We start from the raw sequence: 9969 nt of genomic DNA, 5'->3' as shown, positions 1-9969 counted from the left end.
GCGGGTGATCGGCACAGGCTGGGTGGCTAGCGCGGGAGCACTGATCTTCCTGGCCGGCGCCCGCGAGCGGCGGTACTGCCTGCCCAACACCCGGTTCTTGCTGCACCAGCCAATGGGTGGAGTGCGGGGACCGGCCACTGACATCGACATCGAGGCGCGCGAGATCGTCAAGATGCGTGAGCGGATCAACCGCATTATCTCGCGCGAGACTGGCCAGTCCTACGAGCGGGTGGAACGCGATACCGACCGCAACTACTGGATGAGTGCCGAGGAGGCGGTGGCGTACGGCATGGTAGGCCGCATCGTAGCCAACGCGCGGGACTTATAGCTCTTTCAGATCGGCAGACAGTTATCGCTCGCCGCTGACGCCGCCCCAGGTGATTGGCCCTCGCTTGAGTGTGCGTATCGGGCGCCGTTAAAACTCCGGCACGTTTAGCTCGAGGTACCCGCGGGGGCCTCATCTTCTCCGCGGCGCTGCCGGTGCGAAGCCGGCCGCATGGCAAGGGCGTATCCCCCGCCCGGTCGGAAGCCGGACCGACACGTCTAGGCGCAGAGCCGCCCGGTGCCTCCCGCGCCGGGCGGTTTCTATTTGGCGGTCCTTTTCGCTGTCACGACCCACACCGCTGGCGCTTGATCGTCTGTCGCCCTGGCGCTGAGACGAAGCCCGCTGGCGACGATCTCGACCCGAAACCGCCAACCCTGAAGCATGCCGTCGACGGTCCAACCGTCGGGCGTCGTGTGCCATCGGCGCCGGGCGACCCAAGTTTCGACGCCGCCGACACCGGGCCAGTCGCGCAGCAGATCGCGCGCCTCAACTTCGGTCACATCGCCGCCTGCCGCCGCTGCACCATCCAAGCATGCCACCACGTGGCCAGACGGTCGGCCTCGCTGTCGGGCAGACGGACCTGTCCCATGCCCATGGCGACGATCAACTCAGGCGGCTGGTCGCTGCTGATTGTCACGATGACCTGCCGGCCCTTCGTGTCGGCCAGGGGCAGGCTGAGAAGGAGGGGACAAAGGGCCATACCTCTGATGTTCTAATTTCGTTCCCTCTTGAGCAAGCCAATTCGCCGGATCGCCACGCGCTACGAGAAACGCGCCGCCAACTACCTCGCCATGGTCCACATCGGCATGCTGCTACTATGGCTGTAGCGTTTGCAAAGCCGGCCTAGAGCGGTTGCGCTCCGGAACGGCGACCTGTACCTCTGCTTATGTCGTTGAAAGACCTACATAATGTCCGTCGACCTCTTCATCTGAACAGGTCTACACTCATCGTGCTCTTGCTGCTTCTCGGCAGCTTGGGCGGGACGGCCAGGGCTCAGCATGCGGGCGGTTCCCGCGGGACCGGGGCGCCGCCCGGCCCGGTCGGAAGCCCCGCGCTGTTCTCCGGCCTGGCGGACACGCAGCAGCGCCTTGAGGAACTGGGCTGGCTCCTGCGGGGGCAGGCGACCTTCGTTGAGCAGTTCCACCCTGCGTTCCGCTCGCCGTACAGCGGGCCCAACAGCATGCAGTCCGCCGCCATGCAGCGGAACACGCTATCCACAGACCTGGTGCTCGGCCGACGGTTGTGGGATGGGGCCGAGTTCGTGGTCAACCCGCAGGTCTCCCGCGGCTTCGGCCTGTCCGGCACGCGCGGCATCGCGGCCTTCCCAAACGGCGAAGCCTTCCGCATCGGCAGCGAGGGACCCAGCGCCTACTTCACCCGCATCTTCCTCCGCCAGACCATCGCGCTCTCCGCTGACACCGTGGCGCAGGAAGCCGATCCGCTGCGGTTCTCGGCGCCGCTGCCCCGGGAACGCATCACCATCACCGCGGGCAAGATCGCGGTCTTCGACATCTTCGACGACAACCGCTACTCGCACGACCCACGAACGCAGTTCCTGAACTGGGCTTTCATCTCCGCCGGTGCCTTCGATTTCTCCAACGACGCCAAAGGCTACACGAACGGAGTAGCCGTCGAGTGGGACAACAGGAGCTGGGGGTTGCGCGGCGGCGCCCTCCAGGTCGCCAAGCGCATCAACTCCCTCTCTCTGGATCCGCAGGCGCTGAAGGGCTTCCAGTTGCTGGCGCAGGTGGACCGCTTCTTCACCTTGAGCGGCCGCCCCGGTGCGCTGCGGCTCCTGGGCGGGCTTTCCCGCACCCGCTCGCAAAGCTACGCTGGTCTGCTGGCGGGCGACATCGAGGCCACCGAGGTCAACCCGCGCGGCCGCTACGCGATGAAATACATGGCCGTGCTGAACAGCGAGCAGGAGTTGGCCGACGACCTTGGCGCCTTTGCACGCTTTTCATGGAACGACGGCCAGACGCAGCAGTGGATGTACACGGAAATGGACTGGGCCGCGTCCGCGGGCCTGTCGCTGCGCGGGCTGCGCTGGGGGCGGGAGGCGGACACGGTCGGCTTCGCCGCAAATGTCGGCGGGCTCTCGCGTGACCACCGCCGCTTCCTCGAGTCTGGCGGGATCGGTTTCATCACCGGCGATGGGCGGCTCCGCTACCGCCCTGAAGCGGCGATGGAGGCGTACTACGACCTGCGCCTGGCACCTGGACTGAACCTGACCGCCGATCTCCAACTGATTGCCAATCCCGCCTACAACGCCGACCGCGGGCTGATTACGGTGCTCGGCCTGCGGACGCATGCTGCGTTCTGACCGGCATCGCAGGCACCCCTGACCGGATGGCCTGCTCGAAAATGGGGCGACTGATGGCTTGGCTGATTCAGCCGCCGGGCCTGGCTCGTCAGCGTCGGCCGGCGGGTCGCGACCCCGTGCGTAGCCGAGGGTTTGATTGCCGGCGCATGTTCTCGCGCCGCGAGCAACGCGGCGGGGGATTTCAGCCATGGCTATTCATGTCGACGACCCGACCTTCGGCAGCGTGTTCCTGGCGACGGTCGACAATGACGTGCTGACCAGCGTGGCCGGCAGCGACTGGCTCATTGGCCACGCCGGCAAGGACACCTTCCGGTTCGACCGCGGCGACGGGCACGACATCCTGCTGCAGTTTGAGCAGGGCGTGGACAAGATCGAGATTACCGGCTCGATGCGGCAAACCAGCTTGCAGGACACCGAGGCTGGGACGGAGGTGTATTACGGCGGGTTCGGGCAAACCGGGCCGGATCACGTGCTGATCTACGGCGTACACGGGCTCGGGCTGGCCGACTTCGCCTTCGTTTAGAGGGCCTTGGCCCGGCGGCGGGCGGCGCGGACGACATCGAAGAAGCTCGATCTCGCTTGGCTGACGTAGCTAATCATCCCTGGCGACTGCCCGCTGGTCAGCGTCCACGCCAGCAGCTCGGGCCGGTTCCCGCGTGTTAGCCGCCGCTGCCTCACCCGCGACAACGGCCTTTCTGGAGCTTGTTGACCTTCTGCCACAAAGCCTGCCCCACTGCCGGCAAGCCGTTGAGATCGCTGATGTCCACACCCGCCCTGCTGCCCAACGCCGAGGTCACCCGCGCCGCCGGCTACGCCCGCCAGGCGCTGGCGCCGGCGACGCTGGCCGCCTACGCCGCGGATTGGGCAGACTTCGACGCCTGATGCCAAAGCCGCGGCGTGCCGGCGCTTCCGGCCGATCCAACCACCGTCGCGGCCTTTCTGGCTTCCAATGCCATTAGCCATGCCGGCGCGACGCTGCGGCGCCGACTGGCTGCCATCGGACGGTCGCACCGGATGAAGGGCGTGGCGTGGGACGCCAAGCACCCGGTCATCCGCGATACGCTGGCGGCACCCTGCGCCGGCACGGCGCACCCGCGCGGCGAGCGTCCCCCATCGGAACCGCCGAGATCAGGCGGTTGGTCGCCACCTGCGACAGCAGCATGACCGGCCAGCAGGACCGGGTGCTGCTCCTCATCGGGTTCGCCGGGGCCTTACGCCGCTCCGAGCTGGTGGCCGTGCACCGCGAGCATCTAACCTTCACCGCCGAAGGCATGAGGCTGCTCATCCCCCGCGCCAAATCCGACAAGGAGGGCCGCGGCGCGGAGATCGGCATCCCGCGCGGCATGAAGCCGGAGACCTGCCCGGTCCGCGCGATGGAGTTCTGGCTGCGGGCGTCCGACTGCCAGTACGGGCCGGTATTCCGCAAGGTGAACCAGTGGGACGGGATCGAGACGACGGCCCTGCAGCTGGGCGCTCTGCCGAAGATCCTGGCCAGGCGCGTCGCTCTGGCTGGACTGAAGGCAAACGCGATGGAGCGCCTCTCCGCCCATGGCCCGGGGCGGGATTCATTACGGAGGCCTACAAGGCCGGGGCGCGGGACGAGGCGATCATGGATCACAACCGCCACAAGGATGTCAGGACCATGCGCGGGTATGTCCGGCGGGCGAAGCTGGTCAGCGAAAGCCCGGCGAAGCTGGTGGAGCTTTAGCTCTGATGCTGCCGCCCGGTCCCGGTTAGGCTGTCGCTATGCCGGACCTGATTGACAACGAACGGACTAAGCTGCTCGCGGGCGCGCTCGACCGAGCCAGCACGTCGATTTTCACGGTGGGGATCGTCACTCCCAGCGTATCGTGGTGGTTCGATCTGCAGGGCGTTCGGGCGGCGCTGGGGCCGGGCGGCCTGCTCGCCTTCGTTGGGCTCTCGTTCCTGGCGGCGGCGAGCCTACATATGCTGGCGAGAAGCGTGCTGGGAGACCTGAAATGAACAGCTACGCCGTGATTGCCTTCGCCACGCCAGTCGCCGTCGTGCTGCTCGGCTGGACTGCTGTGGCGCTACACCGCCGGTCCCTGCGGCGCAGCCATGATGCCGAGGTGCGGGGAGCGGCGCCGAAGGCGACGTGACTACCGCGATAAGCCACCGCACCTGGCACCTGCACGGTATCATCGATGGCATCCCGACCACAGGTTACCGGGGCGCGCCCGAGGCCCATGCCGAGTGCCAGCGGCTCGCCGCCGCCCTGTTGGATGCCCGCCGTGCCTTCCGGCACGCCACGCTGGCCGGTGAGTTCGGCGCGGCGATCTCCGCCGAGCTAGCTTGGTGCACCAGCGCGGCCGAGCTCCGACGGGAGCTGGCCAGCCTGCGCCGCCCGAAGCTGCAACCCTTTTCCACGGAAGAGATCGACACTGCCGTGCTCGGCCTCCGGCGCTACGCCGACGCGATGTTCGATTACGAGCCGGAAGACGAGCTCGAAGAGGACGAGCCGGACGAGGAAGAGTAGCGCCCCCCCCTGTTCAGCGCCTTCCACTGGACGCCCTCAGACCGGGCGTTGCCGCCGAACGATGACCGGCTGACCTTCATTCTCTGGCCTGAAATGGCGCTGCGGACAGGTGAGGATGCGCGACAGGCCGCTTACGGCGAGCTGCGGTTCTGGTCGAAGCTCTGGGACGGAGAGATACCGCGTCCGCCGCGTGTGCCACTTGGACTGGCGAGAGCGTGGGTGCAGCAGGGAGATTAAGCCCTTTATCAAGCGATGCAACGGAAAGGACGCGTGACATGCAAGCATCTAAGTCACTGAGCAAAGCCATACCTTGGACGCGCGTGGCAGCTTGCGCGATCTTCCTGATCGTATTCTTCGGCGTGCTTCTCTCTATGTTTTGGCATCCCAACCCTGCCAAAGGCTTCGGCATCGCAACCATCGTGACGGCAGCGGTCGCCCTTCAGATGTGGCGCGACCACTGGCAGGTGCGTTCATCTGGGTCCGGCAGCGGCGACGCAGGCTTTTCACCCAGTGGCAGCGGATCGTGCGGCGATGGCGGAGGCTGCAGCGGCTGATTGCCGGTTGCTGCGCAGTAAGTTTGAAGCGCCTATAGCGTCGCGCTGGTTAACCCCCGGCTATTGACCATTGGTCAGGTTTGAAGGTTCAAGGAAACTGGCCATTCGCCAATACGTTCCGAAGCGCGTTCATCAGGAGCGCTGCCGTGGCTAAGATTCCGGGAAAAGGCGAGAAGGTGTCCTGGGATACCTCGCAAGGCAAAACCGAAGGCGTGGTCGAGAAGGTGGTGACCAGCGCTACAAAGATCAAAGGCCATACGGCAAAGGCGACGAAAGAGGAGCCGCAGGTGCTGGTGAAAAGCACCAAGTCGGGTAAACAGGCGGCCCATAAGCCGGACGAGCTGAAAAAGGCCTAATTTGGCCTGGTTGCCATTCCCGTTAAGTCGAAGGAGTTTTCCGTTGGCCGCCACTCGTCCCAGCACCCGCAAGGTGCCCACCATGCAGCCGGAGCTTTCCGAAGACGAAATGCCGTCGCGTGATTTGCGCGCCGACGAGCAGCCGGAGCCGGATTTTCTGAAAGTGCTGGAGACGCTCAGCGTGCCGGAGCTGAACCAGGTGCTGAAGCGGGCGCAAGCTCTGAAAGATGGCAAGCTGGATAGCGCCAAGCAGGATTTTTTGACCCGCATGAAAGCGGAAGGCGAGCAGCTCGGCCTCGACCTTGGGTCGCTCTTTGGCGGATCTGCTTCTGCTAAGCGGGGCCGTAAGCCTGTTGGCGAGCCGAAAGCCGGGCGTCCCTCGGTAGCAGCGAAATACCGCAGTCCCACCGGTGACGAATGGTCAGGCCGGGGACGGATACCCAAATGGCTTCATGCCGCGGAAGCAGAGGGTAAGAGCCGCGATGAGTTCCTGATCGACAAGCTCGCCTGAAGGCATGGCTATCAAGGTCAACCGCGCTCCCGTCCTGACGCTCTGGGCCACCGTGGTGGCCGAGCGGCTCGGTCATCCGCCCGAGACCGCGCTCAGCCTGGCAAAGGCTGTCGCGGGTACGGCGGCGAGGGCCAAGGCCAAACGGCTCGGCATTGACGAGGAAAGCGACAAGGCGAGGGACCGGGGCGACGCGGCCCCGGCAACACCCAAGGACACGGCCCAGCTGCTCGGCCGGAAGATCCGGCTTGTGCACGACAAGGACGGGATGGTGCTGGCCGATGACGGCAATGGCAAGTCCGCGCCGGCGAAGCCGGTGGAGGCCTACATCGCCAAGGCGTTCGGTGACCGACTAGCGGAGGTCAGGAAGGCCATGGAGGCGCTCGCCGCACGGTTTGAGCCGGAGGAGCTGAACCGGGTCGGCTTCCGGCTCTACGAGCATTTCCGGCCCGAGGTGCCGCCAGACGTAAAGGGCTGGGGTGCGAAGGGGCTCCTTGATCTGGAGAAGATTCGCTCAGCTCGAGGCCAGGTTGGCTGAGTAGCTCTGGGTTTTGCCGCGCCCGGCCGATTGACCGAGAATGGGCGAAACCAACCGGCTCCTACATCAGCAGGGCGTGAGGTGTCGCCAATGCTCGCCTCAGGGTCGCGCCGACTGCCTATGGTCACTCGACCGACTGGGAGAGAATGGTGTCCGACGCGCTGCTCAAGGACGTTCCGCTCGCTGGTGGCTATAGAGCGAAGCCCCTAGTGAAGGCGCACCAGCAGACCTTCCCGCCTCGGCACTGGCGGTGGGAGATCCAATTCGACGATGAGCCACACGCGCGGGCGGCGTCGCAAAGCGTCTACCGCTCCGCCCATGACGCGTGGGAGGCGGGACGCGCGGTGCTGGCCCGATCGGCAAAGCCTATTCGCCGCAGCGCGAGGTGACCCTGTCATGGCTGCTCGAGCGGGCCTGATGACGCGAGCGGCGGGACTTTGGCAAGGAGACGCGCGATGGACGATGTAATGATCCGCTCGGCCGCGAGCCGTTCCACCAAGGCGGCACCGGCCAGCAGCTTCACCGGGACAGTCCTGCAGGACTCAATGGCGACGCCACAGGCCCCGTCGCGCACCAGCGCCACCCTGGTGACCTTCACGCCGGGGGCGCGCACGAACTGGCACACGCACAAGACCCGGCAGGTACTGGTCGCCACCCAGGGAACCGGCATGGTACAGGTGAAGGACAAGCCGCCCCAGGTCCTGCGTGCCGGCGATGTCGCGGTGGTGCCGCCGGGGTTAGTGCACTGGCACGGGGCGCTGGCCGGCCACCTCTTCGCCCACATCTCTTTTGTCGAAACCGACGGGCCGGACAACACCACCTGGATGCAGCCGGTGGACGAGGCGGACTATCAGGCAGTAGCGGTCCTTCCGAAAGGGTAGCTTGCGCGCCACCTGCGCGGGACCCGCGCGTTTCGCTCGCAGGCGTCGCCGTGCGAGTGTGCGGGCCACAGGAGAAGTCCGGGCATGATGGCCATTTCCGATCTGGTGAACTCCGCCGTAGGCAAGCCTGTCGCCGCGGCGGCCCGCCTTGCGCGGCGTGCACTCGAACGCATCACTCCAATCGCGGAAGATCAGGCCACCGCTGCACCACGCAAGTCAAAGGGGTGGCGTAGGCATATGCGCAAGGCGAAGGCGCGTGAACGGGGCACCAAGGGCTGAAGTTAAGCGCCTGAGCGAGCGGGAAACAGCGGCTTCTCGTGCCGCCGCTAGGGTGAGCAATGGGCCACAGGGTCTCGATTAAGCTCTGTCGATGATCAGCGGAGGTTCAACGATGGCCCTCTCGGTGCAACCACCCGACGCGACGGATCATGAGCAGCGTATGCGGAAGATAGGGCTGATCATTGCCATGATTATGGTGGCAATGGTTTGCCTAGTATTTCTTATAAATATAGTGATCTCAATATTCTTCACTGACTCGATGTATTTTCAGATGGTACTGAAAGATCATCTGGCGGTTTTTCTGGGGTTCCCCCAAATGGCGGGAACGTCGTATGCGATAGTGGTGTTTTTGCGACAGACGGAAGGGCCTTTCGAATTCAAGGCATTGGGGATGGAAGCGAAAGGTGCTTCTGGTCAAGTCGTGATGTGGGTGTTTGCGTTAGTTTCATTTACGCTGCTAGCAAAATTGATTTGGTGATTTCCTCAGTTAAAATGTGTGTTCCTATATCGGGGGTAGGCGTGAGCTTAGCGGAAAAGCGCCCGTTGTAAAATTACGAGCTTAGGCCTGATGGGTCCGAAGAAAGCGGCGTACGCGGTCGATGGTTCGAGCTTTGAGCTCGGGAGGGTCCCGCCAGGGGAAGACGGTGATCTCCGCATTGGGGCATAGCGAGGCAACCTCCACGGACGTCACTAGCGGGTGGGCCGGAGTCTCATCTGGCAACACGAGCATCGGCGTCTGGCAGCTGCGGGCGAAATCCCGCGACACGCTGTAGATGAACTCCGGACGGGCGCGGTAGAGCTCATGCAGGTACCGCTCGATTTCGGCCATGGTCACGTCCGGACGCCGCTTCATGAGCTCAGGCGCCCATACGTCCCGCCCGGAGTTATACATGTAGTCGGGGTGCTCAGGGTGTTGGCCGACGGTCTGCACCAACACGCCCGCTTTCACGCGCTGTGGCCCCCGCTCCATCAGCTTCATGGCGAAGCAGCCGCCGATGCAGTAGCCCATGAACAGGAACTGGTCGATGCCGAGGTGGTCCATGAGGCCGAGCTGATCGTCAGCGAATGCGTCCCACGGATCGCTGGTCGGGATTGGTCCCGTTGAATCCCCGCCATTGGCGTTGCGCTGATCCATGGTGATGCAGCGGAACTCGTCCTTGAAAATTTCAGGCGAGTTGAAGACGGCGGTCGGCCAGTTGCTTACGCGGGAGTTCAACCCTCCCCCGGGGACCAGCAGCAACGGAAAGCCGCTCCCGGTCTCTTCGTAGCGGATACGAACGGCTCCCCTCTCGTAGAACGGCATGGCTTCTGCGCCTTCCAGTTATGTGAGGGCAGCTTGAAAGACGTTCGCGGTGCCGTAAAGGCCCGATGGCGACCGCACCACGAGACGCCCCTTTCTACGCAGGGCCACAGCCGCTCCGGGGTCAGCGCGTCACCCCACAGGACAGACGCGGGCGCGAGGTTCGGCACCAGTCGCCGCAGTGTCGCGCGGTTTTCGAGCAATGCCATTGACCGTCGGTTGCGTTCGCTTTAGTGGCGCATCAGGAAATGCGCGCGGATGCTCGGCCAATCGAAGGCAATGGCCAGCACCGACAGCGTACCCATCCGGCCAAGGCCGCGGTTGTTGCGGGCTGGGGTTTTGGCGACGCTCACCGCTTCTGATCGAGGCTGAGATCCTTGAGGCTTTCGATGTCGCGAGCAGTGAACC

At 64.9% G+C, this 9969-nt stretch carries 18 protein-coding genes and 1 pseudogene; 16 read left to right on the top strand and 3 right to left on the bottom strand.

Annotation, left to right across the window (positions count from 1 at the left end; genetic code table 11):
- Positions 1–328: ATP-dependent Clp protease proteolytic subunit (locus E2C06_RS33680; protein ID WP_193560534.1), on the top strand; the 328-nt coding region annotated here is incomplete at its 5' end.
- A 257-nt stretch (positions 329–585) separates the two neighbouring features.
- Here E2C06_RS33680 and E2C06_RS33675 read toward each other — a convergent pair.
- Entirely contained in the window at positions 586–825 is a 240-nt protein-coding gene (locus E2C06_RS33675) for a hypothetical protein (RefSeq protein WP_133292932.1), read from the bottom strand.
- Positions 822–962 (bottom strand): hypothetical protein, encoded by a 141-nt coding sequence (locus E2C06_RS38155; protein WP_165982839.1) that lies wholly within the window; start codon positions 960–962, stop codon positions 822–824. Before E2C06_RS38155 ends, E2C06_RS33675 begins: the two co-directional genes overlap by 4 nt.
- A 97-nt stretch (positions 963–1059) precedes the next feature.
- Between E2C06_RS38155 and E2C06_RS38990 the strand changes: the two are divergent.
- From E2C06_RS38990 to E2C06_RS33615, 15 genes and pseudogenes are all read left to right on the top strand, one after another.
- Positions 1060–1152 (top strand): annotated as a pseudogene (locus E2C06_RS38990) (IS5-like element ISMra2 family transposase); the annotation flags it as partial.
- Positions 1153–1274: 122 nt separating this feature from the next.
- Positions 1275–2648 (top strand): carbohydrate porin, encoded by a 1374-nt coding sequence (locus E2C06_RS33670; protein ID WP_165982838.1) that lies wholly within the window; start codon positions 1275–1277, stop codon positions 2646–2648.
- 187 nt (positions 2649–2835) lie between these two features.
- Complete coding sequence (locus E2C06_RS33665) at positions 2836–3171, top strand: calcium-binding protein (protein ID WP_133292930.1); 336 nt, start codon at positions 2836–2838, stop codon at positions 3169–3171.
- A 236-nt stretch (positions 3172–3407) separates the two neighbouring features.
- Positions 3408–3530 (top strand): hypothetical protein, encoded by a 123-nt coding sequence (locus tag E2C06_RS40515; RefSeq protein ID WP_277751912.1) that lies wholly within the window; start codon positions 3408–3410, stop codon positions 3528–3530.
- Between the two features lie 278 nt (positions 3531–3808).
- The gene (locus E2C06_RS33660) at positions 3809–4411 is read left to right on the top strand and encodes a site-specific integrase (RefSeq protein ID WP_133292929.1); all 603 of its coding nucleotides are present in this window, start codon (positions 3809–3811) and stop codon (positions 4409–4411) included.
- Positions 4395–4631 carry a hypothetical protein gene (locus E2C06_RS33655; RefSeq protein ID WP_133292928.1) on the top strand — a complete coding sequence of 79 codons (237 nt, stop codon included), beginning with the start codon at positions 4395–4397 and terminating at the stop codon, positions 4629–4631. Before E2C06_RS33660 ends, E2C06_RS33655 begins: the two co-directional genes overlap by 17 nt.
- Entirely contained in the window at positions 4628–4768 is a 141-nt protein-coding gene (locus E2C06_RS38150; RefSeq protein WP_165982837.1) for a hypothetical protein, read from the top strand. The genes E2C06_RS33655 and E2C06_RS38150 overlap by 4 nt, the downstream gene beginning before the upstream one ends.
- Positions 4765–5145, top strand: a complete 381-nt coding sequence (locus E2C06_RS33650; RefSeq protein ID WP_133292927.1) for a hypothetical protein — start codon at positions 4765–4767, stop codon at positions 5143–5145. Before E2C06_RS38150 ends, E2C06_RS33650 begins: the two co-directional genes overlap by 4 nt.
- 275 nt (positions 5146–5420) lie before the next feature.
- A complete protein-coding gene (locus E2C06_RS33645) occupies positions 5421–5699 on the top strand; it encodes a hypothetical protein (protein WP_133292926.1) in 279 nt (92 codons plus the stop codon).
- Between the two features lie 146 nt (positions 5700–5845).
- Positions 5846–6055, top strand: coding sequence for a hypervirulence associated TUDOR domain-containing protein (locus tag E2C06_RS33640; RefSeq protein WP_133292925.1), 210 nt, complete (start codon positions 5846–5848; stop codon positions 6053–6055).
- A gap of 43 nt (positions 6056–6098) precedes the next feature.
- On the top strand, positions 6099–6566 hold the full coding sequence (locus tag E2C06_RS33635; protein ID WP_133292924.1) for an H-NS histone family protein: 468 nt from the start codon (positions 6099–6101) through the stop codon (positions 6564–6566).
- A gap of 4 nt (positions 6567–6570) precedes the next feature.
- Positions 6571–7101 (top strand): hypothetical protein, encoded by a 531-nt coding sequence (locus E2C06_RS33630; RefSeq protein ID WP_133292923.1) that lies wholly within the window; start codon positions 6571–6573, stop codon positions 7099–7101.
- Positions 7102–7556: 455 nt separating this feature from the next.
- Positions 7557–7982, top strand: coding sequence for a cupin domain-containing protein (locus tag E2C06_RS33625; protein ID WP_133292922.1), 426 nt, complete (start codon positions 7557–7559; stop codon positions 7980–7982).
- 84 nt (positions 7983–8066) lie between these two features.
- Positions 8067–8261, top strand: coding sequence for a hypothetical protein (locus E2C06_RS33620; RefSeq protein ID WP_133292921.1), 195 nt, complete (start codon positions 8067–8069; stop codon positions 8259–8261).
- A 112-nt stretch (positions 8262–8373) separates the two neighbouring features.
- Positions 8374–8739 carry a hypothetical protein gene (locus E2C06_RS33615; RefSeq protein ID WP_133292920.1) on the top strand — a complete coding sequence of 122 codons (366 nt, stop codon included), beginning with the start codon at positions 8374–8376 and terminating at the stop codon, positions 8737–8739.
- A gap of 81 nt (positions 8740–8820) precedes the next feature.
- Here E2C06_RS33615 and E2C06_RS33610 read toward each other — a convergent pair whose 3' ends face one another.
- The gene (locus tag E2C06_RS33610; RefSeq protein ID WP_133292919.1) at positions 8821–9564 is read right to left on the bottom strand and encodes an alpha/beta fold hydrolase; all 744 of its coding nucleotides are present in this window, start codon (positions 9562–9564) and stop codon (positions 8821–8823) included.
- Positions 9565–9969: the final 405 nt, after the last annotated feature.

It is taken from the genome of Dankookia rubra (genome assembly GCF_004355005.1).
GTDB lineage: Bacteria > Pseudomonadota > Alphaproteobacteria > Acetobacterales > Acetobacteraceae > Paracraurococcus > Paracraurococcus ruber_A.
Note: the sequence above shows the minus strand (reverse complement) of the source record. Positions and strands in the feature narration are given on the sequence as shown.

Bases quoted from the DNA above. Each gene is read 5' to 3' on its own strand.
- E2C06_RS33665 (WP_133292930.1), top strand. From the start codon at position 2,836: ATGGCTATTCATGTCGACGACCCGACCTTCGGCAGCGTGTTCCTGGCG.
- E2C06_RS40515 (WP_277751912.1), top strand. From the start codon at position 3,408: ATGTCCACACCCGCCCTGCTGCCCAACGCCGAGGTCACCCGCGCCGCC.
- E2C06_RS33660 (WP_133292929.1), top strand. From the start codon at position 3,809: ATGACCGGCCAGCAGGACCGGGTGCTGCTCCTCATCGGGTTCGCCGGG.
- E2C06_RS33655 (WP_133292928.1), top strand. From the start codon at position 4,395: ATGCCGGACCTGATTGACAACGAACGGACTAAGCTGCTCGCGGGCGCG.
- E2C06_RS38150 (WP_165982837.1), top strand. From the start codon at position 4,628: ATGAACAGCTACGCCGTGATTGCCTTCGCCACGCCAGTCGCCGTCGTG.
- E2C06_RS33645 (WP_133292926.1), top strand. From the start codon at position 5,421: ATGCAAGCATCTAAGTCACTGAGCAAAGCCATACCTTGGACGCGCGTG.
- E2C06_RS33630 (WP_133292923.1), top strand. From the start codon at position 6,571: ATGGCTATCAAGGTCAACCGCGCTCCCGTCCTGACGCTCTGGGCCACC.
- E2C06_RS33625 (WP_133292922.1), top strand. From the start codon at position 7,557: ATGGACGATGTAATGATCCGCTCGGCCGCGAGCCGTTCCACCAAGGCG.
- E2C06_RS33620 (WP_133292921.1), top strand. From the start codon at position 8,067: ATGATGGCCATTTCCGATCTGGTGAACTCCGCCGTAGGCAAGCCTGTC.
- E2C06_RS33615 (WP_133292920.1), top strand. From the start codon at position 8,374: ATGGCCCTCTCGGTGCAACCACCCGACGCGACGGATCATGAGCAGCGT.
- E2C06_RS33610 (WP_133292919.1), bottom strand. From the start codon at position 9,564: ATGCCGTTCTACGAGAGGGGAGCCGTTCGTATCCGCTACGAAGAGACC.